This window comes from Pseudomonas sp. NPDC089422 (assembly GCF_044749405.1).
Lineage (GTDB): Bacteria > Pseudomonadota > Gammaproteobacteria > Pseudomonadales > Pseudomonadaceae > Aquipseudomonas.
Genome location: NZ_JBIVHW010000014.1, coordinates 115,409 through 141,266 on the forward strand (window position 1 = coordinate 115,409; position 25,858 = coordinate 141,266).

Sequence of the window (25,858 nt, forward strand, 5' to 3'; positions counted from 1 at the left end):
TTCCCTGCTGCGAATGAGCGTAACCGGAGTGGATTCATAAAGCCATCATGAAGGCAGCTAATGTGAAGAGGTTTACGGGTGACCAGTGGTGCTCATATCAAGCTGCTGTCTCGCTTCACTCAACTCCACCTCCGCTTGCCGTAGCTCACTTTTGATGCCCGTCCACATCAGAACCAAGGTGGCAATTTTTTCGCGAAAGGCGCTTAACTCCTCGCCCATCACAAGCAGCTCACTCTCAAGCAGAAGGCACTGCTGCTCGAGCAGCTCCTCTCGCGAGAAAAACGCGAAGCAGTCGTCCTGGGTCTCGTGTGAATTCTTCATAGCGCTCATCACCGCATGGAGTACAAATGTTCTCCTTCTGAGCTTAGCGAGATATACTGTATGCATCAACAGTTCATCGACGTAGGGGAACGCTCGTCACACCTCCTCCCTGTCCTGATCACAGGAGCATTCCGACGGAGGCAGGAAGTGACCTCAACGCGGCGTTACTGAGGACGAGCACAAATGGAGGAGTTGAACATGTAACTGAAGTCATCATTCGCCATCGTGCTGCGGACGCTTCGCACCAGGCGAAAAATCTCGCAGCGCGACTTCGGAGATACCAGCCGGACTTTCAGACAAGACCTTGTGAAACCACAGAGGGCGAACAAGAAGGCCATCCTCACGTGCCGAGAGTGTGGCGCCATCGCCAATTATGGCGATCTGATGGAGGCAGAAGGTCGGCGGCTAATCGCCGACATCCGGCAGCGCCTGCCTCTCTTGGAAGCCGGGTAGCCGCGCTCCGATTGCGAAATGCGGCCCAAGCTATGTCGCAGCCTTTATTACACAACACGTTGCGCTTCACGATCTTTCGCTCACCCGATCTGCCAATACGAAAGTAAAGGGAGCGGCCAGAGCTCGCCAGCATCTGAACAGAACACAGATCCTCTGTGTGATACACGAGGTGCGAGATCATGGCTAACGATCAAGACAAAGCGGGGATGTCCGCATCCTAGGTGCACAAATGAGTCGGTACTCAGCTACCGTTGATGGTGCCCCTGTGCCCAAGGCTTCGCATCACCACCTAGCATTGACACGACATATCGACTAGGTGTGGCGCATGCGCTATACCTGTACTGTTGTGAAGAGACCTCTAATAGGCCGGTTACGCGGAGGTGCCAAGTGATCAACCCAAGCACGGCCAAAATGTTTTCTAATTATAAGCGTTGGGCAGACAAGCTGATGTACGAAAGCTTGGCTGCACTTCCGCCCGAAGAGCTCGCTAAAGAACACGCAGGGCCGCTCAAAAACATCATAGGGATCCTAAACCACGTCTATGTAATAGATCGCATCTGGCAGGGACATGTGCTTGAGCGTGACCATGGTCACCTGTCCAAAATGGAGATTCCGTACCCAGACTTTACCAATTTGCGCAAAGCACAGGAAGAGATCAATGAATGGTTTGTCTCTTGGACTGCGCATCAAACAGATTCCTCGTTAAGCAGGGAGTTAAATTTTAATTTCCTCTCCGGGCGACCCGGAGTGATGACAATAGGAACAATGTTTCTGCATACGGTCAACCATTCCACTTTTCATCGGGGTTGGCTAACACAGATTTTTTTCGAAATCCCCGCGCCCCCTCCAGTAACCGATCTTTGTGTTTATCTGACGGAGGTTCATTCAGAATGCGCGAACACTTTCTAAGTTGTCAGGGCGGGTGATTATTAGCGTCAGACGAATGCGGGATTCTGTGCGCTAGCGCAACGTACGCGGATCAATGCATTTGGGGGTTCTGTGATCCAGTCAGAAGGCAATGGAGTGGACAAGCCACCCCGAATATTTGCGTTTTTCTCAAGCCAGTATTTCGGAAATTTCGAGTGATCAGAACATCAGAGCTGCGCGATATTTAATTGATATCGCAGGGCGATGGCCAGTCAGCGCAGTACCGCATGGACAGCGTCGCTTCTGCACTAATTAGACAGACTGCAATCGAATTTCGAACAATACCGGGCTCCGCGCCCTTTACCTACTGCCGATTTGGGTGGAGCTGGCCCTGCTCGTCGATGAACGGATCTCACAGATGCTAAAGAACATTAGGTTTAGCCACAAGATCTTAATGGCTACCTCGTTGGTTGTGACCGCTGCTTTTATACTTTTCACTGTTTACAACTATCAGCATCAGAAAAATTCCCTTCAGACCAATTTAGAAAGCTCTTTGGAAGACATGGGCGACGTTACGGCTAGGAGCATTCAAGGCTGGCTTTCTGGGCGGATCGGCATGATAGAGAGTGTGGCCGAGTCGCTCGCTTCCAATCCGCAACAGTCAATGATCGATGATCTACTCCGACAGAAAGTACTGAACTCCACCTTTACCTTCACTTTCCTTGGTACGCAGGAAGGTCGTTTCAGTGTCAGCCCACCCAGCGCCATGCCCGAGGGCTACGATCCTCGCTCCCGCAGCTGGTACCAAAGCGCGCAGGCGGCCGGCACTACAACCCTCACTGAGCCATATACTGATGCGGCTACCAAAAAACTGATCATCACGATTGCGACCCCAGTCCCCTCGGTAGGCGTTGTAGGGGGCTCCCTGAGCTTCGAGACCCTTGTTCGAATCATCAACACACTGGATTTCGGTGGCATTGGCTACGCTTTCTTGGTTAGTGCCGATGGAAAAATATTGATTCACCCGAACAAAGACATTATTGGCAAACATCTCAAGGAGCTTTATCCCCCCGACACCGGAGGCATTAGACGCAAAATCCGAGAGGTCGATACCGCGAAGGGCAAAGAGTTCCTCACTTTCACGCCCGTGGAAGGGTTACCTTCCGTGAAGTGGTACATTGGCCTGGCAGTGAGCAAAGATAAGGCTTATGCGCCGCTCATTGAATTCCGAGACTCCGCTGTAATAGTAACCCTCATCGCATTGGCAAGCGTTATTCTGGCCTTAAGCCTCTTGACCCGCGTGTTGATGAGACCCCTACAGGCGATGGGCAGTGCCATGCAGAACATCGCTCAGGGTGAAGGAGATCTCACTATGCGTCTAGCGATCCATGCCCGCGATGAATTCGGTGAGCTAGCAGATGCCTTTAATCGCTTCGTAGAGCGCATCCATGGATCAATCCGCGAAGTGTCCTCCACTACCAAACAGCTCAATGAGGTCGCTCGTCTAGTGGTTGACGCCTCAAATTCCTCGATGAGCAATTCCGACGTACAGGCGAGCCGCACCAACAGTGTCGCCACGGCGATCAACGAGCTAGGCGCCGCTGCCGAAGAAATTGCCCGCAGTGCCGCAGACGCGTCGCAGCAAGCCTCTTCCGCGCGCAGCCAGGCCGAGGACGGCCGCAGAGTGGTGGAAACAACGATCAATGCGATAAACGAACTGTCCACTAAGATTCGCGTCTCCTGCGGCAACATTGAGGCGCTCAACAGCAAGACAGTGAATATTGGTCAGATCCTTGAGGTGATTAAAGGCATCTCCGAGCAAACCAACCTGCTAGCACTCAACGCGGCGATTGAGGCTGCACGCGCTGGGGAAGCTGGTCGTGGCTTCGCTGTTGTCGCGGATGAAGTACGCAGCCTCGCTCATCGCACGCAGCAGTCCGCTCAGGAGATCCACCAAATGATTGAAGAGTTACAGGTAGGAGCTCGCGAAGCGGTCACCACTATGACCGAGAGCCAACGCTACAGCGAACAGAGTGTCGCAATCGCTAACCAGGCAGGCGAGCGTTTGGGTAGTGTCACTCAGCGCATTGGCGAAATTGACAGCATGAACCAGTCAGTGGCAACCGCCACCGAAGAACAGACGGCTGTCGTCGAATGCCTTAACATGGACATCACAGAGATCAATACCCTCAATCAGGAGGGAGTGGAAAATCTCCAAGCTACACTTCGCGCCTGCGCTGACCTCGATCATCAAGCCGCACGCTTGCAGCAACTGGTGGGCAACTTCCGCATCTGACAGATACACCGTTTGCCAGGCGAGAGCTGAAGCATTCGGTAAACAGTCTTGTAGGTGATTTTGTGGATAAGCCGGGAGACAGGACTAGTCTGATATCCAGTCAGAGCGAAACGGGACTGTAGCCCATGAGCGACGTTGACAAATTACTGGACGCTCTGGAGGAGCTAGCCACCCAGGAACAGGAAGCGGTGCTGGCCACAGTCGTAAAAGTTGAGGGTTCAGCCTACCGGCGTCCTGGTGCTCGAATGCTGATCTCTCAGGTCGGCAGTGCTGTGGGTACGGTCAGCGGAGGTTGCCTCGAAAGCGATCTAGCCAAGAAAGCTTGGTGGTTAACAGAGCACACGCAACCGGTGATTCGCACCTACAGCACGGGCATTCCAGGAGATGAGCCTGGTGAAGAAGAGGAGCTAGCTTTTGGACTGGGCTGCAATGGCACAGTCCATATTCTGCTAGAGCGGGTGCGAGTCGGACAGCCTTTTTTACCTGCGCAGTTGTTGCGGCAGGTCATCAGGGAGCAACGCCCCGCCGCGCTGGCGACGGTTATTTCTGGCACCGGGGAAGCAGCTGCATTGATTGGCGCCAGAGCTGCGGTATCGCCATCAGGAACCCTACTTCAAAATGGAAGCCCCGCAGTGTTGGTAGGACTGCTAATGGACGACCTGCAGGCTGCATTTGAATACAAAAAAACCGCCCTGCATCGCTACAAGATGGGAGCTGAACAAATCGAGGTTCTCCTTGAGTATCTGGCACCACCGCGAAAGCTGGTCATTTTTGGCGCGGGGCACGATGCTCAACCGCTGGTCGCCATGGCGAAGCAACAGGGCTGGCAAGTGACTGTGATCGACGCAAGAAGTCACTTCATCAGGCGTGAACGTTTCCCAAATGCAGACCAAGTTATGCATTTATCGCTGGAATTTGGTCAGGTTCCTAGCGAGCTGACAACGAATGCTGCTGTGGTCATCATGTCTCACAGTTACTTACAAGATCGTCACTGGCTGGCTCAGAGCCTAAATCAGCGCCCGTCTTATGTAGGTCAGTTGGGGCCACGTAGCCGCACAGAGCGAATGCTCGCTGAGATACCCAACAGTCACTCACAACCGGCATTCGAGCAACTTCACTATCCGATGGGGTTGGATATAGGTGGGGATACCCCTGAGGTTATAGCGTTGTCTCTTTTGGCAGAGATAACCGCTCACTTCAACGGTCGTAAAGGTGAAATGCTGAAGGCCCGTGAAGCCCCCATTCATGATGCAGAGCCCGTGACGCAACACTAGAAACGTGTACGCGCCCTGCCCCGACAGCTTGCAACGGCAACTGGATTAGACGTTTGAACCAATACCAACCTGGCAGCCACATTCTCCTCCCTACGAAACCAAAAGCCCTACAGGGTTCAGCCTGTAGGGCTTTTTCACCATTCTGTCCCCGTCCGATGTGGGTTGCCACAGTAGTTTATGCTTGGCGACGGCCGAGGGTACGATCTGAACCACCTTCGGCGACTTTGAAGCCCGGGGTGCGATCCGAGCCGCCTTCAGCGACTTTGAAACCTGGGGTGCGATCCGAGCCGCCTTCAGCGACTTTGAAACCTGGGGTGCGATCCGAACCGCCTTCAGCGACTTTGAAACCTGGGGTGCGATCCGAGCCGCCTTCAGCGACTTTGAAACCTGGGGTGCGATCCGAGCCGCCTTCAGCGACTTTGAAGCCTGGAGTGCGATCCGAGCCGTCTTCAGCGACAGCCTGCTGCTCTATGGCAGTTTGGGAGTAGACTCGACCTTCTTGGTTACTCGGTACAGCGAATGCGGTGGCGCTCAGAGCGAAGGTAACAGCAGCGATCAGTTGGCTAATGGTTTTCATGGCGGTGACTCCGGTCGTAATCAAGGATTTAGGGCCGGGTCGTTCAGATCAGCATCGTCTGGTTAACCCGTTGCAGGTGTGTTTCTGCATGGGTTCAGACTACGGCTGGGGGCGGTGCTGAAGTTAGTCGAGTACTGCTCTCGATTTGCCTGATTCTGCTTGCTGCTAATGGCGTCCTGAGCATGACTAACGATTCGCAAGACGTCTGACACCGTTGCATGCACAGGTTCGAGAGTAGGTCTCAACGCTTCCACTAGGCGACGCTGTTCCTGCGAGGTTGTATGCAGTAGAACACCGAAAAATCCTGCTCACACTTACCCAAGCTTGGTTCTGAGCTGCTTCAGGTCTTTTGCAAGGCGGATTCTCAGAACGCGTATGAACTGCCGTGCGTTCTCGGGTAAAGGTTTACCAGGGCGGAATACCAAGAGGCTGGCAAAACGGACATCAATACTGAAGGGTTTGACAACAAGCCCGCGATCGAGGAAGTCGCGCGCCGCCACCGGGTTCACAAACCCCACCCCTACGCCAAGCATGGCCAGCTCACACAGGGTGTGGGCGTACGGTGTTTCGACCCGAATTTTCAATTCAACGCCCTCCTCCCGCATCGCTGCCTCCAATCGGTGACGGCTGCTGTCCTCGGGATTCAATGCAAGGAAATCCACATCACCTAGGTCACGAGGCGTGATAATCGATTGCTTTGCCAGTGGATGGCTGACGTGCATGACAATCACACCATTGCTATCGAGAAACGCTGAGTGCTCAAGCCCAGCGACAGGCATCTCATCAGCCATTAGTCCAAAATCACATTGCCCGGAAGATACTTGTTGGTGCACTTCTTTCGAACTCAATACTCGCAACGAGACCTGCATGTCGCGCTTGGCGAGGTCTAGATCCGCCAGCACCCGGGGAAGAAACGACACGCCAAGCGCCGGGTGCACGGCAATGTTCAAACGCCCTATGCCCAGATCGCGAAGGCTTTTCAGTCGATGCTCGATGGCTTCAAAGCCCATGAAGAAGCGATCTACGTCCGCCATCAGCGCAACCGCTTCTTGGGTGGGTATCAGTCTGCTGCGAGAGCGTACAAACAGCTGCAGCCCCGCACTGACCTCCAGCTTCCTAATCGCCTGGCTGACTGCCGGTTGCGATACACCCAGCATCGTTGCTGCTTTACTGGTCGTACCGGAGGTCATTACGGCGCGAAACATTTCAATTTCTCGAATGCCCATGAAGTCTCTCTAAGCTATAACCTGAACTTATAGAGTAAATAATTCACCGTCTTGCTCGCAAGATTTTCATACCCCTAGAATCAGCCCATAACCAACCGCCTCTGGGGGCACCTTCACAATGAGATTCACCGATCACGCGGACAACCCCTTTGCCAGCTTGTCACCTGCTGTATGGCGCGGTTCGACTGTAGTTTTTGATACCTTCGAAGATTTCGTCGCGCGCAAATCTCGTCAGCCTGATGGCTACAGCTACGGTATTACCGGCACACCAACAGCACGGAGCCTGGAGCACAGGATTGCGCAACTGGAAGGCGCCAGTCACTGCGTGGTCACTCCATCTGGTGCGTCTGCCCTTATCACTGCCGTGATGGGGTTCGTGCGTAGCGGTGATCACATCTTGATCTCAGATGCTTGCTATGGTGCCTTGAAAACCTTCGCTCGAAACTGGCTGGCGAATTTAGGTGTAGAGGTGGAGTTCTACCCTCCCACTATCGACTCCAATATTGAGCGCTTGATTAAACCAAGCACAAAGATGATCTGTCTGGAGGCGCCAGGCACAATCACGATGGAAATGCAGGACATCGTCGGTATTGCGGCGGTCGCCAAACGTCATGGTGTCATGACCATGATGGACAATACTTGGGCAAGCCCGCTGTATTTCCGCCCCCTTGAGCATGGTATTGACCTATCGGTTGAAGCGGTCACCAAAGTATTTGGCGGTCACTCGGATGTGCTCATGGGCAGTATCAGCATGCTCAACACGTCGTACTACGAGTGCTTACGTGAGACTCAAAGTATTCTGGGCCAGGCGGTCAGCCCCGATGATTGTTTTCTGGTCATGCGAGGAATGGACACGCTTCAGGTACGGATGAAGGAGCAGAGCAAAAACACGTTAAAAGTTGCCCGCTGGCTGGATGCCCACCCCATGGTTGGCGAGGTGATGTTCCCCGCACTGGAGTCCAATGCTGGGTTTGCGCTATGGAAGAAACAGTTTGAAGGCAATGGCTGCCTGTTCTCGTTCATTCTCCAGCCAGCTCGTGAGGCAGCCTTCAGTGCTTTCTTCAATGCGCTCCGGCATTTCCCAATAGGCGCAAGCTGGGGAGGGACGCACAGTCTAGTTGCTTACTACCCTGCCAGTCAGCAGCAGGCGCGCCAATACCCGCCTACCAACCAGCCAATCGTTCGGGTTTCCATAGGTCTTGAAGACCCAGAGGTGCTGATCGGCGATCTCGACAATGCACTGAAGTGCTACGAACAAGCCCGTCTTGAGCACGCAATCGTGTAACACCCACGGGGTAGGTGAGCGCAAGATTTCGCCGCCCTTTTCCTTCGAAGTGCTGCCGCCTTTCGCCGCCCAATCTCGGGGCGGTGATTAATAAATTAAGGATGGATTATGAAAACAATCACCGGCATTCGATTTGCAATTTCTTTGCTCGCATTGGCAACCCTGGGCGTCAATTCCGCAAGCGCGGATGACTCTCTGCAGCGTATCAAGGAGGCTGGCGAGATTCGTATTGCCAACACACAGACCAGTCCCCCCTGGAGCTTCATCGACGCGGAAAACAAACCGTCAGGTTACGACGTGGCCATGGCGAAGGAAGTGGCCAAGCGTATCGGTGTCCCAAAAGTCGTTTTCATTGCCGATACCTACAAAAACTTCGTAGAAGGCCTCAAAGCTGACAAGTACGACTTGGTGATGAACGATCTCACTCCCACTAAAGAGCGGGCACTGCAAGTCGATTTCTCCGATCCATACGGCGTGGAAGAGTTTCGGATTTTCCTTCTCGCCAAGAACACCGATATCCATGAGCGAGCAGATCTGGCCGGTAAGTCAGTGGGGGTTACGGCGGGCTCCAGTAATGAGTCGTGGTCTCATAAGAATCTTACCCAGTCGGTTATTCGCACTTATGACAACGGCGGGCTGGTGTTCAATGACCTGGCCAACGGTCGCGTCGACGTGGTGATCGCGTCGTGGTTCAGCGGTGAAAACTACCGTGTGGTCAACAAGCTGCCGTTGAAGGCAGTAGGTGCCCCCCTCACCTACCAGGTGTCTGCCGCGGCAATGCGCAAGGGCAGCGAGAGTCTGAAAACAGCGGTCAACAAGGCGATTAGTGAAATGATTGCCGATGGCACCGTGGAGGCCTACTCCAAACATTACGTTGGTGCGGACTACCAAATGCTCTCGGGTATCAAGAAAGCCCTGGCTGAGGAGTGATTGATGCTGGAATTATTCCTGCGCGCTTGGCCACTGCTTCAGCAAGCTGTACTGGTCACGCTTGGACTAGGGTTGGGCGCTTTTGTATTGGGCAGTTTGCTCGGTATATGCATTGCGCTTATGCGCAACTCCAACCTCGCAATCTTGCGGTCAGTTGCGTTCATGTATGTGTCGATTTTCCGTGGGACACCGTTGCTGGTTCAGCTTCTGTTGATCTACTTCGGCCTGCCTCACTATGGCATTACGATGACGCCGATCCCTTCGGCCCTGCTGGCACTGACATTGTTCTCCGCCGCTTACCTGAGCGAGAACTTTCGCTCAGGTATCAATGCCGTGGATCCTGGTCAGTGGGAGGCTTCGCAGGCTATGGGGATGGGTTACTGGACGTGTCTTCGTCGAATCATCTTTCCCCAGGCCACCCGCATTGCGCTGCCACCCGTAGGAAGCCGCTTGATTGCCCTGATCAAAGACACTTCACTCGCGTCAACCATCACTGTTGTTGAGATGACCCGTGTAGCAGAACAGGTAGGTGCGTCGACGTTCCGCTACATGGAAATGTTCCTGATGATTGGTCTGGTCTACTGGCTCATCAACCAGATTCTGACGTTAATTCAAACCTATCTTGAAGGGCGTATGACGAGGCGCTACCGATGAGCAACGCTAAAATAAAGGTCACTGCCGTCTCCAAGTCCTTCGGTGACAATGTTGTTCTGAACAAGGTGGACTTGAGAGTAGAGGCTGGCGAGGTAGTGGTTATTCTGGGGCCATCAGGCTCAGGGAAAACCACGCTGTTGCGCTCACTGAATTTTCTGGAACAGCCCGATAGCGGGATTCTGGAGATTTGCGGGCATCGGATTGACCTGATTGCCGGGAAACGAATGAGTCGCGCAGACAAGCATGAACTTGCTCAGCTGCGCCAGAAGACAGCCATGGTGTTTCAGTCCTTCAATCTCTTTCCACACCTCACGGCCCTTGAGAACGTTATCGAAGGACTTGTCAGCGTCAAGAAAGTCCCAAAGCAGGAAGCAGTAAAAAAAGGAATGGATTTACTGGAACAGGTTGGCCTGGCTGCTAAAGCAGACTTCTACCCTGCCCGGCTATCTGGTGGTCAAAAGCAACGTGTGGCCATAGCCCGGGGCTTGTCCATGGATCCTGAGGTGATCTTCTTTGACGAGCCTACGTCCGCTCTCGACCCTGAGTTGCGAGATGAGGTGCTTCTAGTCATGCGAAATCTTGCTGATGCGGGAATGACAATGCTGGTGGTAACCCACGAAATGCGCTTCGCCCAGGAGGTAGCGGATCGTGTGATTTTCATGGAGGGTGGCAACATCGTGAAAAATGCCTACGCAAGCGACTTTTTCGGGGTTGATAGCGGGGAGCGAGTCCAACAGTTCTTGAGGCGTTACTAAGCCACAATGATCTGATGCACGGGACTGGCGCTCGAGTCGGTAGGCTCATTTCCCCCTCCGACTCAAGCGTCAGGTTTCGATGTTGGCTTTATGCTTCTCCACGGCGGCGAGCCACTACACGTGTTCGTCATCGGCGATGATTGGCACACTTCGTGCCAAGGGCCGTCTGAGCTTCGTTGGCATCGTTCCCATTGCTATTCCGGTGCATGTGTTCGACTTGATCCCCCAACAAAAGATCTTGTCTGCCTCTCCGGCCGGGTCGCCAAGTACCACGGCAACCATGCTGGAGTTTTGTGATCGCCATGAGATCGTTCCGCAGGTTGAATATTTCCTCATGAACAGAGTTAATGAGGCAATCGATCACCTGCGAAGCGGTAAGGCACGGTACCGGGTCGTGCTGGATGCCAACAATTGACTCACCACCGCTCGGCCATGATTGTTTGTTGTGCATGGCCTAGCGGGTGTCCTGCCGATTTCACGAGCCCAACAATCCGCTGCCTGGATGGCAATTGATGTACTCAAAGCATTGAGAGTCGGCCGGGATTACAGAAACCTCATGGTAGAGTCGCAGCGCCACCTGGAAATCTAACGCTCGCACATAGCGCATGAATCCACCGAAAATGGCCAGATGCGTCGGATGGGTCTTAGCCCAAGCCTCTAAATTCGCCAGCTCATCGAAATGCGCGAGCCCAAAACTTTTTTCCAGCGGTTCGCCGGTAGTGGTGTCCAGTACCCTCATGAAACGGCATGAAAGGCAGCCGAGTGGCCCGCCTTGATCACGAAGGTAGGTCATGCCCTCCTCCAGTACAGGCTGAATGTCGTGTAGATACAAGTTTCGTTCTTTATCACGAGTAGCCCCCCAATCTTGGCCAGAGCGGATCAAACAAAGATTTTGCCTACCTGACAGGTGGGTACGTGGCGAGCCTTGTTGGCTGGGATTTGCTTCAGGCTTAGTGCCTCTAAGCGGATCAGTCTGAGCAAGTGCAAACCGATCCCGAACGCTGCCCCAATATCCATGCTCCTGGACGGTGTCACTTAAAGACTCGGCCAGGTGGGCGACTCCTTCTGGTGCGCCGAGAGATGCCTGGAGGGTTTCAAAGCGATCCGCGGTAGGGCTTACTATTTCAATGAACCATCCCACCGTCTCCCCAGCGCGTTGTGGGTCGTTCCACCAAACATCGAAACCACTCTGCTGGCGCCACCTCAGGAAGTCAGCAGGTTCTGACCAGTAGGCAATGGCGATGAGGTTATGGAAGCCTGCTGCGTCTTTACAATGCGCTAGATCCCAGTGTTTCGGGCCACTGGAAGACACGAAGCGATGGGTGATCGGCTTCAAATCTTCAATGCTGAGCTCAGCTGTTGATTGCACGCCGAAGTAAGCCATGACCACTTGCCCCACCAGCGGATCAAATCGTGCTGCCCAGGCGGGAAATGGAGGAACATGACTGGGAGGCATGGTGGAAGGTTGGGTGCGCTCAGTACGCAGATACGGAGGGATTGCCGATTCCATGATGCGTCTCCAACAGGCGTAAAGACGGGGCTGGATCCTTTCACTATAGCTTCCCTTTCCAGTTCCCTATTTAGTAAGCGGTTACCTCAAGACATTCCGCCCTCCAGAAACACAAAAACCGGGCAAGCCCGGTTTCTGTGTCTTATTTACGCTTGTGGTCGACTTACACCGCGAAGTCGGTAGAAAGTGCCAGCTCTTTCCACTCGCTCAGCTCTGCCTCGACAAAGCTGTGCTTCTCACCGATGCGCGCCACGGTGTCGCTGCCCAGCGCCAACCGCTGTGGCGGCTTCGGAGCGTTCACCAGGGCCAGGATGGCTTCGGCAAACTTCACCGGATCACCCGGTTGTGCATGGTTGGCCGCTTCGGCGAATTGACGCATCTTGCCGACGGTTTCGTCGTAGTCCGACAGCTCCAGAGCGGTCTTGATCAGCGACTGTTCGTCCAGGAAGTCAGTGCGGAAGAAGCCCGGGGCTACGACCGTCGCGTGGATGCCCAGCGGCGCCAGCTCCTGGTGCAGCGCTTCGGTGATCCCTTCCACTGCGAACTTGGTGGAGCCGTATACACCCCAGCCCATGTAAGCCTGGTAGCCGCCGATCGAAGAGATGTTGACGATGTGGCCACTGCGCTGGCGACGCATGTGCGGCAGGACAGCGCGGGTTACGTTCAGGACACCGAACACGTTGGTAGCGAACAGTCGCTCGGTTTCGCTGGCGCTGGTTTCTTCCACCGCACCCAGTACACCGAAACCGGCATTGTTGATGACGACATCGATACGGCCAAAACGCTTGATGCCTTCCGCGACAGCCTGATGCGATTCTTCTTCGCTGGTCACGTCTAGGCGTACAGTCAGCAGGTTCGGGTGGGTACCCAGGCGTTCGGTAATGTCTTGTGGTTTGCGGGCGGTAGCAATCACAGCGTCGCCGGCACGCAGGGCGTGCTCTGCGATGAGGGTGCCAAAACCACGGGAAGCTCCAGTAATGAACCAAGTACGCATTTTCAACTCCTCCTGTCAGCGACCCGAGCGTTATTGTCGGGCCTTCTCGATGAGTTGATGCGACTTTAAAGGGGAATCATCCATGTGATAATCCCATGGATTTAGCAAGACTTAGTGAGCCGTGCTCATAAATAGCTGTTCCCTTCCTTTGATGCTTTCATATATGCATCATTTCACCACGACAATGCGAACGCACGTGGAAAGCTATTCACAGCGCGGGGAAACCCGTGATTTAGCTCTCTTCGATCTGGTCATCGAGTGCGAGCTACGATCCTGCGACCTGTACTTCTACGGTGAGCAGATCATATGATCAAAGCAGCACCTACCAGAGAGGGAGTAACCATTTTGCCTAACGTGTTTTTCTCTTACTGCCATGCAGACGAGGCCCTGCGCGATCAGCTCGAAAAACAGCTTTCCATGCTCAAACGCCAGGGCGTCATTGACACATGGCACGATCGCAGAATCGGTGCGGGCCAAGTCATCGATGCGGCAATTGATGATCACATCAACAGCGACGAAATCATCCTGTTGCTGGTGAGCCCTGACTTCATCGCTTCCGATTACTGCTACAACATCGAGCTGGCCCGAGCGATGGAGCGCCATGCTGCAGGGGAAGCGATCGTCATACCTGTGATTCTTCGCCCATGCGATTGGCACTACGCACCGTTTGGCAAGCTGCTTGGCACTCCTCAAGATGGTAAGCCAGTGACACTTTGGCCGGATCGAGACGAAGCATTCTTGCAAGTCGCGAAGGAAGTGCGGAAGGCCGCCGATCGATGCAGCCGCAGCCAACCGAGCACACTACCTCGATCTGAGCGTACCAATTTCGATAGCAGTTCAGCGCCCGCTCCCATGCCCCCAGCTGGCCCTCGCTCAAGCAACCTTCGGATGGCCAAGAGCTTCACCCAGCTTGACAGAGACCGCTTTCTGTTCGATAGCTTCGAGTACATTGCCCGCTATTTCGAGAACTCATTGCTGGAGCTCCAGTCGCGCAACCCAGGGTACGAAGGCGCATTTCGTCGTATAGATGCCAATCGCTTTGCTGCGAGCATTTACAAGGACGGCAACATCGTTGCCAAGGCGACTCTGTTCACCGGTGGCCAGCTAGGCGCCGGTATCTATTACAGCCATGGCGATTCGTTTGGCGGGGGCTCGTACAACGAGGCACTCACAGTAGATACAGACGACCAATCCTTGTACCTCAAAAGTTTTGGCATGGCGTTCCACACTCGACAAGACCAGAAACTTTCCCAAGAAGGCGGTGCGGAGACGCTTTGGAGCCTTCTCATCGAACCGTTACAACGCAATCGGTGAGTCATTGCCGGATATGAACAAGCCAGAACACGGCGCACCGTGCGTTGCATAAAATGCCCCCTGCTACCTAGAAGTAAGACCTACACAGAAGGCTCAGACCATGGAAGTAGTCCTGCTCGCTCATATCACATTCAACCGTCTGGGCTCAGCCAGTCGTGGAGGAGGTTTTCAAAGTCAGCGGCAGGCCAGGTTTTCCGCTGAAGTGGCAGACACAGATCAATCGACCTTACGGAATTTGATAATCGAAATCGCAGAGGCCAATGGTGAAACGGCGGGAGCCTTGAAAGACTTGAGGTACGTGAGCAGCTACGGAGGAGAATTGGTGCTCAACATCCAAGGCCCCAGCACCTCATACAGCACCGCCTATGTCCAATGTCGCATCATCCACGCGCTGAAGGCGAATGGGCAGTACTTCGTGCTTCAGGCAGTAGACGACAGAGATGTCAGACCGTTTGTCTCTTGCCGGCAGACTACCTAACTCGCATAAATGCAGAGCTTCGCAGCAGGATCATTCAATCCGGCCGACAGGGGGCTCAAATTTTGTAAGCCTCATTTTTGACTCGTAAAACATTTCAGTTTAGAGGTCAAAAAGGAGGCTTACATGCCAAAATTGTCGAGGCTGTAGGCTTCGGACGCTCAACGACCATTTTTGGCACGGAACGATACGTAGTAACCATCCTTGCTTACTGCCAGACGTTTACGCCCGTTCAACGCCGCGCAGCAACGTGGGCCACTCAGAGTACCTACCAGCGCAAAGACCGGGCTAGCCCGGTCTTCGTAAGCGTGTGGAGATCAACCGCTGAGGCAGCCAGTGCCCATAGCGTGGTAGCGAATCGTGTGCTGATTTCCCTGTGAGTCTTCATAGGTCATTTCCACCGGTACGACATAACACACAGGTGGAACTTCAGTGTGCGACAGTACCCGAGCAATATCCAAGCGTTGCTCATAGTGATAATCAGTAAATGTAGTTGCTGTTGTGGCCGTTGAATTTAATTGCGCAGCTAACGCCGAAGACACCATAAGTACACCCAGCAGTGCCCCCCCAACACCCAGCAGTGAAATCAGAGCACTTTTCATAGTTCATTTTCTCCAAGTTTGTAGCGTTCGCCTTAGTCTTTGAAGTCAGTAGAGAGCGCCAGATCTTTCCACTCGCTGAGTTCCGCTTCAACGAAGCTATGCTTCTCGCCGATACGCGCGACGGTATCGCTGCCCAGCGCCAGACGCTGTGGCGGTTTCGGTGCATTCACCAGAGCCAGGATGGCTTCGGCGAACTTTACGGGGTCACCGGGTTGTGCATGGTTAGCCGCCTCGGCGAACTGGCGCATCTTACCGACGGTGTCGTCGTAGTCCGGCAGTTCCAGGGCGGTCTTGATCAGCGACTGCTCGTCCAGGAAGTCAGTGCGGAAGAAGCCCGGGGCTACGACCGTCGCGTGGATGCCCAGCGGCGCCAGCTCCTGGTGCAGCGCTTCGGTGATCCCTTCCACTGCGAACTTGGTGGAGCCGTATACACCCCAGCCCATGTAAGCCTGGTAGCCGCCGATCGAAGAGATGTTGACGATGTGGCCACTGCGCTGGCGACGCATGTGCGGCAGGACAGCGCGGGTTACGTTCAGGACACCGAACACGTTGGTAGCGAACAGTCGCTCGGTTTCGCTGGCGCTGGTTTCTTCCACCGCACCCAGTACACCGAAACCGGCATTGTTGATGACGACATCGATACGGCCAAAACGCTTGATGCCTTCCGCGACAGCCTGATGCGATTCTTCTTCGCTGGTCACGTCTAGGCGTACAGTCAGCAGGTTCGGGTGGGTACCCAGGCGTTCGGTAATGTCTTGTGGTTTGCGGGCGGTAGCAATCACAGCGTCGCCGGCACGCAGGGCGTGCTCTGCGATGAGGGTGCCAAAACCACGGGAAGCTCCAGTAATGAACCAAGTACGCATTTTCAACTCCTCCTGTCAGCGACCCGAGCGTTATTGCCGGGCCTTCTCGATGAGTTGATGCCACTTTAAAGTCGTGGTACTTATGTGATAATCCCATTTATTTTGCATGACTTAGTGAAAGGCATTCATAAATGAAGGCTCCTAGCACTGCTGACCTGACGATATTCCTATCCATCGCGCAGCACCTGAATTTCAGCCGTGCAGCGGTCGAACTGGGTCTGTCTCCTTCAGCCCTAAGTCACTCTCTGCGCGCCCTGGAAAACCGCCTAGGCGTACGTTTATTCAACCGAACCACTCGAAGTGTCGCCCTGACAGAAGCGGGGGAGCGACTCTACACACGCTTGAAACCGGCTTTTCGGGACATTGATGATGCACTCGAAGACCTCAATAATTTTCGAGACAAACCCTCAGGCAACTTGCGCATCACTGCTGGTCGCCAGGCATGCGAACTCGTGCTGCTACCGATTGTCAGCCAGTACCTGCAGGAATATCCGGACATCAGATTGGAGGTGGTCGAAAACGATGCGTTGGTGGACGTAGTGGCGGGAGGCTTTGACGCCGGTGTTCGGTTTGGCAACCGCCTGGAAGCCGACATGGTGTCACTGCCAATAGGCCCAAACATGCGCTCGGTGGTCGTAGGCACGCCGGCTTTCTTCGAGCGTTATGCGATTCCGCAGAAACCAGAGGATCTACACGGTTTACCTTGTATTCGGCATCGCTTCCCCAGTGGTTCACTGTACCGATGGGAATTCGAGCGCGGAGGGATCGCCCAGGAAATTGAAGTCAGCGGCCCATTGACCCTGGGTGATGTGAGTCTGATGGTGGGCCCTGCACTACAAGGGATTGGTCTAGCCTATGTTTTCGAAGAAATGGTCAGCGAGCATGTGGCCGACGGGCGATTGATTCAAGTGTTGCCGGACTGGTGCCCCTTTTATCCTGGCCTGCACCTTTACTACCCCAGCCGTCGCCATGTACCAGCGCCACTCAAGGCATTCATCGAGTTTGCCCGTGCGGCTCGCCCAAAAGTGTAAACGCGTTACGCATAATCTGGGATTACTATGGAAACCTTTCGGTACGAATGTACCAGAATCGTCCTGTACAAGCCCATTCAGTAGGTGCTACAGCTTCAGTTACATCACACCCATCGTGGCGGAGAATAACCATGCGTCAGGATCACCTGGATGGATTGGTAACCTTCATGGCGGTGGCGGAGGAAAAAGGGTTTTCCAATGCTGCAGTGAAACTTGGCATTTCACCTTCAGCGGTCAGCCAAAGCATCCGGGTGCTGGAGCAACGTCTAGGGTTGGTGCTGTTCAATCGCACAACCCGTAGCGTTTGCCTGACAGAAATAGGAGAACGCTACCTGGAGAGGGTACAGCCGGCGCTTGAGCAACTGTCGAATGCCTCACAGGAACTCGGCCGCGAGGCCAATCATCCTGCAGGGCTACTACGGGTCAATTTACCGCGTGCCGCCTATTTGATTGTCCTGCAACCGATCTTGCGCCGGTTCATGGCCGCTTACCCCGAGATCAATCTGGAGATCCGTGCCGAAAATCACTTGGTGGACATTGTCGGACAGGGATTTGATGCCGGCATCCGCTTCGGTAACGCGGTCGAAAAAGACATGGTCGCCTTGGCTATCGGCCCTCCCCTCAAGGCGCAAATAATTGCTTCCCCCGAGTACATCACGCAGTTTGGCCAACCAGACCATCCACGCGACTTGTTGCAGCATGACTGCATCAGCTTCCGCCATTCCAGCAGCGGGCAGATCGAGCGCTGGGAGTTCGACAACGGCCAGGAGAAAATTGATCTGCAAATAAAGGGCCGGTTGATCCTCAACGACTCCGAAATACTGGTTCGCTCAGCACTAGACGGGCTTGGAATCGCGTACATGATCAATGGGTACATTGAGCCCTTTATCCAACAAGGGCGGCTGTTACGGATCCTAGAGGAATGGAGCCCAGTGATCCCACCCCTCCATCTCTACTATCCTGACCGCCGTCGCGTCCCTGCCAAGTTACGAGCCTTCATCGACTTCTTGCGAAGCGAGCATGCAGAAGCGCAACCGAAGGGGCTCATACTCTAAACCAGATTCAGACGACCGCAGTCGATGCAGTTTCGAGCGCTACGCCCTCCTCCAACCAGAGCACCCTATCGGCCGCAAGAATAGCCGCTGGGCGGTGGGCGATCACGATCCGCGTTTGCTGAGGACGGAAGGCCACAATACCTGCCAAAACACTTGCCTCAGTTTGTGAGTCTAGCGCGGAGGTCGCCTCGTCAAGTACCAACACCGAAGCATCCGCGAGCAATGCCCGAGCCAGTGCGATGCGTTGACGCTGACCGCCAGATAGTAACGCCCCATAGCTGCCTACATGCGTGTCATAGCCATCCGGTAACGCCATGATGAAATCATGTGCGCAAGCGGCAGTCGCCGCGGCCACAATCTCCTCAATGCTTGCCTTGGGCTTTGAGTAACTGATGTTGTCACGAATGGAGCGACTCAACAGCACTGCGTCTTGGCCAACCATGGATACGGTGCGGCGAAGAAAATCCAGCGGTAACGTGGAGATGTCACGTCCATCCAGCAAGATCTGTCCACTGTCGGGGTTGTAGAAACGCTGCAGCAACTTGGATACGGTTGACTTACCCGATCCACTAGCGCCCGCAATGGCCACGGTCTCACCGGATTGTACGTGCAGATTCAAGCTTTCGAGTACGGCTGAACCTGCGCCCGGGTAGGTAAATCCGATGCCCTCGAAAATCACCTCACCGCGCCGCTTTTCGACGCTCGGCAAGGAATCGCTGGAACCGGACTCCTCCCGCGGCAACCCTGTCAAAAACAAAGCATCGGCTGCATCCTCCAGTCCCGACTGAGCTGTCCGGAGGTTCTCACCAAAGCCGCGCAGATAACCCGCCATCAGCAGGAACGAAGTCACTGCGAACGCTACGTCACCAGGACGTGTAGCCCCCTTTGACCAAGCAAGCAACGCCACTCCACTCAACCCAGCGAGCAGCAGAAGTAGCAGCAAGTTCTGCATCAGGCCCAAGTCCACTACACGGCGCCATGCCTTCGAGGAAGCCTGCCCCCATTCTTGGGCAACCTGCTCCATACGAGCGTGCTCACGGGTCTCTGCCCTGAAGCTCTTGATAGTGGTCGCAGCTGCCAGCACGTCAGCGGCCAGGCCGCTCAATTGCCCATCATTCAAATTGGCGTTGAGGTGAGCGGGACGGATCCACTGCATGCCCACGATCAGGTTACTGACCATGAAGGCAATCGCCACCAGCAATGCAAAGGCGCCGGCCAACGGCTCACGCCAACCAATCATCACGACAAGGCCCAGCAACACCATCAGGGCGGGCCCCAGATGCACCGTGACCGCGTCAGTGACCTTGTCATACCCGGACATTGACCGGCGCAAGCGGCGCAATGTGTCACCGGATGACTGCACCGCATGCCAGTGAGCTGGAGCCGCCAGCACATGTTCAAAGCTCTGCAACAGCACTGCCTGCATATTTCGCGACGCCAGCGGAATCCACAAGCGATGAGCAAGGTTGCGACTAACGGTGAATCCTGCGAAGGCACCGAGAAGCATGAACCAGTTCTGCCAAACGGCATTTGCATGTGCACTCTGGGCAACGCTTTCGATCAATTTGGCTGACGCCCAGGGCAACAACAGATCAAAGCCCGTCGCAGCAAGCGTCAGCAAAATTCCGGAGAAGAAATACCCGCGTCGACGCATCCACATGCTGGCCACAAAACCAAGCACCTGGCGGTATGGATAGGGACGGAAATGCTCGTTCATTACAGCACCTTCACTTTCACGCCATTCTCGGCATGGATGATCTTGCGCAGCGTCGTAATGAGGAAGAACTCGAAGCGTGGGATCAGGTGCATGGTCGTCTCCAGGGCTAGCAGTTGTCGGGCGTTATTACCCTCAGTAGTGATGGATGTATGGTGGATTTCTCAGCTCCAATGAACAAGGTGACTTAGCCCTTCACCCTTTGAAGCCCCACTTATCAATCCGAGCAATTACCTCCTGAAACGAAAAGGCCGCCCGATTAGGGCGGCCTTTGGGAGCACCTATACGTTTATCGCAACGGCTGCCCCTTCATTTCTGGCATGCGCATGTAAACTACCGCACTGATCAGGCTGACCACTACTAGGTAGATCCAGAACAAGTGTCCGTAACCCGAGCCTGTCATTGCCGTCATGATGTAGGGCGAAGTACCACCAAACAGCGTGACAGAAAGTGCATAAGGCAAGGCAATCCCGGTAACACGAACCTCAGCGGGGAATTGCTCGGCCATAGTGACTGCCGAAGCGGCCCCAAAGCCGGTCATGATTACCATTGAGATCGTTTGCAAAATGGTCACTTCAACCAGGCTGATGCCATGGTGCAACAGCCCGAAGCTTGGCCAAGCCCAAAGAGCAGAGCAAAGCGCAAAAGCGATGAGAACTGGACGACGACCGATACGGTCGGCAAGCATGCCGGCAAAGGGCATCAGCAGCAGCGATACACCAACCGCTACGGAGCCTGCCAACAGAGTGTCACGGATTGGCATCCCAGTAATCAGATGTACCTGTGACGGGTAGCTCACCATCCATACGTAATTCAACAAGTTGCCGGCCATTGCCACACCGATAACCCGGAATACGTCTTTCCGGTGTTTAGTGAAGATGTCACGCAGGGGGCTCTTCTCGACCACCTTCTTTTTCACGCGCGACTGGAACACTTCGGTCTCACGCACCGACAGACGAATCCACAGGGTCAGCAGCCCCATCAATGCAGCGATCACAAACGCTACACGCCAGCCCCACTCTTCCAGCGCGGTGTCGCTGCCGATCGAAGCCAATACATAGCCCAGCAGGAACGACACCAGGGTACCGGCGTTGATGGCAAACCACTGCCAGGAGCCAGCAAAGGCTCGACGATCAGAAGGTGCCGATTCGATCAGGAAAGCCGAGGCTGAACCAAACTCGCCGCCGGCCGAGAAGCCTTGGGTCAAACGAGCGAGAACTAGAATGATTGGTGCGGCAATGCCGATGCTTTCATAGTTTGGGCAGATACCGATAACCAAGGAGGCCACCGACATCAACAGAATGGACAGGGTCAGACCCTTCTTCCGTCCGTAACGGTCAGCGAAGACACCAAGTACTGCGCCACCGATCGGGCGCATAAGGAAGCCAACGGCAAACACCGCCAGCACCGAGAGCAATGCCGTAAGGCTGTCACCTGCCGGGAAGAATTGTCGAGCTAAAATTGAGGAGAATGTCGCATAGATCACCCAGTCGGTGTACTCGACGATTGTGCCCAGCGTTGCGGCTACGATGGCTTTACGTTCTGTTTTGTTGAGCGACCTACCTTGGCTTGGCGCAGCAGTTTCGATATTAGGCATGCGGTCAAGAACCGCCTCTTTGTCGTTAGTCATGGTTTGGCTCCCGTGAGCACATTTCTTGTTGTGACGGGAACGATGGCATCGCTAGCCATCGTGGTGAAGCGAGTTTAACGCCGCACTCAATTGAAGTTTGATCAACTCAATTTGGGAGTCAATGTCACTGGTCAGCGCACACTAGTGCAGAACACGTGACTGAGTTTTTCTCAACCGAAGGCCGCTGAAAATTCCCTTGAACAACATGTGCACAAAGGTCGAATCTGCTGCCAGTCATCAAAGCTCAAACAACAAGAGGCCCGCTGACACTGCCTGTCGCGTGGGCTGAGGAGACACCCGATGTTAAAAGTTGAGAGTTACATCGCCGGCGCTACCCTGCCACCTTGCACCGGCCATTTCGTGGACAAGATTGACCCTCGTAGCGGCGAAAAAATGGGCGAAATCGCTAACAGCGGCCCGCAAGATGTTGAGTTTGCCATCGAAAACGCTAACGAGGCCGTACCTGCATGGCGTGATATGCGCCCCTCGGAGCGTGGTCGTATTCTGATCGAGCTGGCGCGTATTGTGCGTCAGAGTGTCGGCCGTATTGGAGCCCTGGAGAGTGCCGAAACTGGTAAGCCTGGCCAGGAAATGGCCGCTTTGATGGATCTGACTGCCCAATACTTTGAATACTACGCAGGTCTGGTCAACGTCATGGACGGTGAGGTTATCAACCAGGGCCCGAACTATCACGTCTATACCCGCCGCGACCCATTCGGGGTCATTGGTGTGATCCTGCCATGGAACGCCCCGCTGCATCAGGCCGCCCGCGCCATCGCGCCTGCGCTGGCGACCGGCAACACCGTAGTTGCCAAGCCTTCTGAGCACACCTCTGCGTCGCTGGTTGAGCTCGCGCGTATCGCCGTGGAAGAAGCTGGTCTACCACCAGGCGTGTTCAACGTCATTGTAGGCAAAGGCAGCGTCATCGGCCCTGTCATGGCGCGCCATCCATTGATGCGGAAGATCTCCTTCACCGGTGGCCTGACTGCTGGACAGGAGCTAGGACGCATTGCTGCAGAGCGCATCCTGCCACTGACGCTGGAGCTGGGCGGCAAATCTGCCAACATTGTATTCAACGACGCTGACCTGGCCGCTGCCGCCAAAGGCGCTACCCGCGCATTCACCTGGAACAGCGGTCAGTGGTGTGCAGCCGGTACTCGCCTTCTTGTGCAGGAAGACATTCATGATCAGTTCGTTGAGAAATTTATCGCTGAAGTCGCAGCGCTGAATGTCGGGCCGGACTTTGACTCCACCTCTGGGCCGATCACTACCGAAGCCCAGTTCAAGAAAATTCAAAGCTACTTCGAAGTAGCCGAACGTGAAGGTCTCAAACCAGCTATTGGCGGCAAAGTTGCAACCGGCGAACACCTGGGTAATGGGTGGTACATTGAACCGACCGTTTACACCGGCGTGCACAACGACATGACGCTGGCCAGAGAAGAGATTTTTGGGCCAATCGTCTGCGTCATTCCGTTCAAAGATGAAGCAGACGCCCTGCGCATCGCCAACGATAGCGAGTTCGGTCTGGGGGCCGGCATCTGGAGTCGCGACATTGGTCGTGTTCACCGTGTTGCTGCAGGCTTGGACGCTGGTCGTATCGTAGTAAACGAGTACAGTGGTGGATTCGTACAGACCCCCTGTGGCGGCTTCAAGCAAAGCGGCTATGGGCGCGAGCAGGGTATTGATGCCCTGTCCCACTACACCCAACTCAAGTCAGTCATCATCCGCCTCTGACGCCTCTCCACCTCCGCGAAAATCAATACCCTTCCGTGATTGAATCACGGCGGGGTGTTGTCGTTTGACAAAGTGTTTCGCTTGAGCTTTTGTCATGCTAAAAATAAGGTCATCTATGCCTTACAAGAAGATCCCCATGAAGGACAAACTGCCTCCGCTCAATGCTGTCCGCGCCTTCGAAGCAGTAGCGCGTCACTTGAGTATTACTCTGGCTGCCGACGAGCTCAACGTCACCCCTGGTGCAGTTTCGCGACAGATCCGTACGCTGGAAGATTTCATGGAGCAGCCGCTGTTTACCCGAGGTCATCGGCAGGTCAGCCTGACCCCCGCTGGAGAACAGTATTTCAATGCGGTGGCACGCTTCATTGAAGAGTTGCGCAGTGCAACACGTCACTTGAAGCGACCGGCCAAACGCCGTCAGATCAAGGTGCGTGCCTACACCACCTTCGCAATGCAATGGCTCATCCCGCGCCTAGCCAGCTTTCATCAAGAAAATCCCAAGATTGAAGTGTTGCTGACAGCCTCATTGGATCCGGTGGATTTTCAAAAGGAAGACTTGGATGCAGCCATACGCCTCGGCGCTGGTGACTGGCCCAACTGCAACAGCTATACGCTCAGTGACAACCTACTTGCGCCAGTATGCAGCCCTGCCCTCCTCAATACCGAGCCTGGACTGAAATCTCCAGCAGACGTCGCTGAATACACGATGCTGCACTCCATTGCCCGTCCTGACGACTGGGCCTACTGGCTGGAGGCAACAGGCGTCATTGGCCAGGTCGATGCAAGCGCCGGCATGATCTACCAGAGCTCGTCGATGGTCTATGCAGCTGCTATCGGCGGCCAAGGTATTGCGATGGCCCAGTTGTTTTTGGTGGGAAAAGAACTTCGTGAAGGTACGCTGATTCGTCCATTCGAGCAAACCGTCGATCGTGGGGCGTACACCTACTATTTGCTTACCCCCAAGCACCGCCCAGAGCGCGAAGATATGACGATCTTCCGCCAATGGATTCTGGAGCAGGCGCGCATTACCCGTTCCACAGAATAAAAAATCCCGGCCTGGGCCGGGATTCAACTATTACTCACCGAAGGGCTTAGCCTCTTCGGTTTGACGTATTGCACCGCCCTTCAGCAGCCGGTCTATTTCTTCTTCGTCGAACGCAAACCCTCTCAATACTTCGCGGGAGTGCTCCCCCAGGTCGGGTGCTGGCCGATACGGCTCGGCTGCTGCGGCCGCACTGTTGACCGGGAAACCCACAGTACGCAGCGTACCAAAACGGGGGTGTTCAACACTGGCCAGCATGCCGTTTTCAGCCAATTGCGGATGCTTGAGCAGATCACTATAGTCGGCGACTTTCGCACAGAGGATATCGGCCTCGCGCAATGCTTCGAGCCAGTCGGCTGTTGAGCGGGTAACGAAGACCGAATCTAGTGATGACTGCATTAGCGCCCGGTTCTTGACCCGGTTGTTGGAACTCTCGAACCGCGGATCATTTATCCACTCCTCGCGCCCAAGTACAGTGCACAGGCGCTCCCATCGATTGCCGTTGTACGCTGCTACCATGATCCATCCATCCGACGTGCGGAAGGCTTCGTTAGGTGCCGCATACGGTGCTGCACTGCCAATCGGCTTAGGCAACTGCTCATCCCGGAGGAAGCTGGTGATTGAGGACTGCTGCAATGCCAAGGCACTGTTCATCAGGCTGACGTCCAGATGCCCTCCCAATCCAGTGGCATGGCGCGCCTGCAACTTGGCAAGAATTGACATGCTCGCCATGTAGCCGGTGACCACGTCAACGATCGGCGCCTGCACTTTGCACGGTGGCGAGTTTGGCAAACCGATCAAACTCATCAATCCAGAGTCTGCCTGAAGAATGCCATCCACACCCGCGCGCTCGGCGTACGGGCCATGCTGTCCATAGGCAGAGATAGAGCAGTAAATTAGCTTTGGGTTCACCTCAGCTACTGCCTCATAGCCCAATCCCAAACGAGCCATCACACCTGGACGCATGCTTTCGATCAGCACGTCGGCTTCGGCCACCATGCGCATGACGATAGCCAGGCTTTCCGGGTGTTTGAGATCTAGGCAAACACCCAATTTCCCACGATTAAAGCCATGGTACAGCGCACTGGATTCGCCGACCCAAGCTGGGCCGAGAGTACGGCCCAACTCACCTTCTGGTGGCTCAATCTTAATCACCTGCGCCCCCATATCCGCCAGCAACATGGTGCAGGTCGGCCCGGCGGCGATCTGAGTGAAGTCCAGAACGGTCAGCCCCTTCAAAGCGTCACGCAACATAG

General features: G+C 54.8%; 23 protein-coding genes and 2 pseudogenes. 15 read left to right on the plus strand and 10 right to left on the minus strand.

Annotated elements, in window-relative coordinates; genetic code table 11:
• Positions 1-72: 72 nt before the first annotated feature.
• Positions 73-321 (minus strand): hypothetical protein, encoded by a 249-nt coding sequence (locus tag ACIPZ8_RS23780; protein WP_400728370.1) that lies wholly within the window; start codon positions 319-321, stop codon positions 73-75.
• Positions 322-1,161: 840 nt separating this feature from the next.
• Here ACIPZ8_RS23780 and ACIPZ8_RS23785 point away from each other — a divergent pair.
• From ACIPZ8_RS23785 to ACIPZ8_RS23800, 4 genes and pseudogenes are all read left to right on the plus strand, one after another.
• Positions 1,162-1,683, plus strand: a complete 522-nt coding sequence (locus ACIPZ8_RS23785; RefSeq protein WP_400728373.1) for a DinB family protein — start codon at positions 1,162-1,164, stop codon at positions 1,681-1,683.
• A 520-nt stretch (positions 1,684-2,203) separates the two neighbouring features.
• Positions 2,204-3,079, plus strand: a pseudogene (locus tag ACIPZ8_RS23790) (cache domain-containing protein); the annotation flags it as partial.
• Between the two features lie 93 nt (positions 3,080-3,172).
• Positions 3,173-3,937, plus strand: coding sequence for a methyl-accepting chemotaxis protein (locus ACIPZ8_RS23795; RefSeq protein ID WP_400728502.1), 765 nt, complete (start codon positions 3,173-3,175; stop codon positions 3,935-3,937).
• Positions 3,938-4,062: 125 nt separating this feature from the next.
• Positions 4,063-5,211: an XdhC family protein gene (locus tag ACIPZ8_RS23800; protein ID WP_400728375.1), complete on the plus strand. Its 1,149-nt coding sequence runs from the start codon at positions 4,063-4,065 to the stop codon at positions 5,209-5,211.
• Positions 5,212-5,386: 175 nt separating this feature from the next.
• On the opposite strand, the gene ACIPZ8_RS23805 is transcribed toward ACIPZ8_RS23800, so the two are convergent.
• A complete protein-coding gene (locus ACIPZ8_RS23805; protein WP_400728378.1) occupies positions 5,387-5,788 on the minus strand; it encodes a hypothetical protein in 402 nt (133 codons plus the stop codon).
• Between the two features lie 314 nt (positions 5,789-6,102).
• On the minus strand, positions 6,103-7,014 hold the full coding sequence (locus ACIPZ8_RS23810) for a LysR substrate-binding domain-containing protein (RefSeq protein ID WP_400728381.1): 912 nt from the start codon (positions 7,012-7,014) through the stop codon (positions 6,103-6,105).
• A gap of 118 nt (positions 7,015-7,132) precedes the next feature.
• Between ACIPZ8_RS23810 and metC the strand changes: the two genes are divergently transcribed.
• From metC to ACIPZ8_RS23835, 5 genes and pseudogenes are all read left to right on the plus strand, one after another.
• Positions 7,133-8,299, plus strand: coding sequence for a cystathionine beta-lyase (metC, locus tag ACIPZ8_RS23815; RefSeq protein ID WP_400728384.1), 1,167 nt, complete (start codon positions 7,133-7,135; stop codon positions 8,297-8,299).
• Between the two features lie 108 nt (positions 8,300-8,407).
• Positions 8,408-9,229, plus strand: a complete 822-nt coding sequence (locus ACIPZ8_RS23820) for a transporter substrate-binding domain-containing protein (protein ID WP_283724211.1) — start codon at positions 8,408-8,410, stop codon at positions 9,227-9,229.
• Between the two features lie 3 nt (positions 9,230-9,232).
• Positions 9,233-9,883 carry an amino acid ABC transporter permease gene (locus ACIPZ8_RS23825; RefSeq protein WP_400728387.1) on the plus strand — a complete coding sequence of 217 codons (651 nt, stop codon included), beginning with the start codon at positions 9,233-9,235 and terminating at the stop codon, positions 9,881-9,883.
• Complete coding sequence (locus ACIPZ8_RS23830) at positions 9,880-10,638, plus strand: amino acid ABC transporter ATP-binding protein (RefSeq protein WP_400728390.1); 759 nt, start codon at positions 9,880-9,882, stop codon at positions 10,636-10,638. The genes ACIPZ8_RS23825 and ACIPZ8_RS23830 overlap by 4 nt, the downstream gene beginning before the upstream one ends.
• 130 nt (positions 10,639-10,768) lie before the next feature.
• Positions 10,769-11,053 (plus strand): annotated as a pseudogene (locus ACIPZ8_RS23835) (alcohol dehydrogenase); the annotation flags it as partial.
• Between the two features lie 60 nt (positions 11,054-11,113).
• Here the strand turns inward: ACIPZ8_RS23835 and ACIPZ8_RS23840 are convergent.
• Both ACIPZ8_RS23840 and ACIPZ8_RS23845 read right to left on the minus strand, forming a co-directional pair.
• Positions 11,114-12,148, minus strand: coding sequence for a phenylacetaldoxime dehydratase family protein (locus ACIPZ8_RS23840; protein ID WP_400728393.1), 1,035 nt, complete (start codon positions 12,146-12,148; stop codon positions 11,114-11,116).
• Between the two features lie 163 nt (positions 12,149-12,311).
• A complete protein-coding gene (locus ACIPZ8_RS23845) occupies positions 12,312-13,142 on the minus strand; it encodes an oxidoreductase (RefSeq protein ID WP_400728396.1) in 831 nt (276 codons plus the stop codon).
• 345 nt (positions 13,143-13,487) lie between these two features.
• On the opposite strand from ACIPZ8_RS23845, the gene ACIPZ8_RS23850 reads away from it, so the two are divergent.
• Together ACIPZ8_RS23850 and ACIPZ8_RS23855 are read left to right on the plus strand one after the other, a co-directional pair.
• Complete coding sequence (locus ACIPZ8_RS23850) at positions 13,488-14,456, plus strand: toll/interleukin-1 receptor domain-containing protein (protein WP_400728505.1); 969 nt, start codon at positions 13,488-13,490, stop codon at positions 14,454-14,456.
• A gap of 100 nt (positions 14,457-14,556) precedes the next feature.
• Complete coding sequence (locus ACIPZ8_RS23855) at positions 14,557-14,934, plus strand: hypothetical protein (protein WP_400728399.1); 378 nt, start codon at positions 14,557-14,559, stop codon at positions 14,932-14,934.
• A gap of 314 nt (positions 14,935-15,248) precedes the next feature.
• Here ACIPZ8_RS23855 and ACIPZ8_RS23860 read toward each other — a convergent pair whose 3' ends face one another.
• Positions 15,249-15,533 (minus strand): DUF2790 domain-containing protein, encoded by a 285-nt coding sequence (locus ACIPZ8_RS23860; RefSeq protein ID WP_283725612.1) that lies wholly within the window; start codon positions 15,531-15,533, stop codon positions 15,249-15,251.
• 32 nt (positions 15,534-15,565) lie between these two features.
• Positions 15,566-16,396, minus strand: a complete 831-nt coding sequence (locus tag ACIPZ8_RS23865) for an oxidoreductase (RefSeq protein ID WP_400728402.1) — start codon at positions 16,394-16,396, stop codon at positions 15,566-15,568.
• Between the two features lie 131 nt (positions 16,397-16,527).
• Here ACIPZ8_RS23865 and ACIPZ8_RS23870 point away from each other — a divergent pair, with 131 nt between their 5' ends.
• Positions 16,528-17,427 carry a LysR family transcriptional regulator gene (locus tag ACIPZ8_RS23870; protein WP_400728404.1) on the plus strand — a complete coding sequence of 300 codons (900 nt, stop codon included), beginning with the start codon at positions 16,528-16,530 and terminating at the stop codon, positions 17,425-17,427.
• A gap of 131 nt (positions 17,428-17,558) precedes the next feature.
• A complete protein-coding gene (locus ACIPZ8_RS23875; protein ID WP_400728406.1) occupies positions 17,559-18,482 on the plus strand; it encodes a LysR family transcriptional regulator in 924 nt (307 codons plus the stop codon).
• Between the two features lie 7 nt (positions 18,483-18,489).
• On the opposite strand, the gene ACIPZ8_RS23880 is transcribed toward ACIPZ8_RS23875, so the two are convergent.
• Together ACIPZ8_RS23880 and ACIPZ8_RS23885 are read right to left on the minus strand one after the other, a co-directional pair.
• Complete coding sequence (locus tag ACIPZ8_RS23880) at positions 18,490-20,199, minus strand: ABC transporter ATP-binding protein (RefSeq protein ID WP_400728409.1); 1,710 nt, start codon at positions 20,197-20,199, stop codon at positions 18,490-18,492.
• A gap of 286 nt (positions 20,200-20,485) precedes the next feature.
• Positions 20,486-21,826, minus strand: coding sequence for an MFS transporter (locus ACIPZ8_RS23885; protein ID WP_400728412.1), 1,341 nt, complete (start codon positions 21,824-21,826; stop codon positions 20,486-20,488).
• A gap of 300 nt (positions 21,827-22,126) precedes the next feature.
• Here ACIPZ8_RS23885 and ACIPZ8_RS23890 point away from each other — a divergent pair, with 300 nt between their 5' ends.
• Both ACIPZ8_RS23890 and gcvA read left to right on the plus strand, forming a co-directional pair.
• On the plus strand, positions 22,127-23,560 hold the full coding sequence (locus ACIPZ8_RS23890) for an aldehyde dehydrogenase family protein (RefSeq protein ID WP_400728415.1): 1,434 nt from the start codon (positions 22,127-22,129) through the stop codon (positions 23,558-23,560).
• A 136-nt stretch (positions 23,561-23,696) separates the two neighbouring features.
• Positions 23,697-24,605 carry a transcriptional regulator GcvA gene (gcvA, locus tag ACIPZ8_RS23895; protein ID WP_400728418.1) on the plus strand — a complete coding sequence of 303 codons (909 nt, stop codon included), beginning with the start codon at positions 23,697-23,699 and terminating at the stop codon, positions 24,603-24,605.
• Between the two features lie 30 nt (positions 24,606-24,635).
• Here the strand turns inward: gcvA and ACIPZ8_RS23900 are convergent, their stop codons facing one another.
• A complete protein-coding gene (locus ACIPZ8_RS23900; RefSeq protein WP_400728421.1) occupies positions 24,636-25,856 on the minus strand; it encodes a CaiB/BaiF CoA transferase family protein in 1,221 nt (406 codons plus the stop codon).
• Positions 25,857-25,858: the final 2 nt, after the last annotated feature.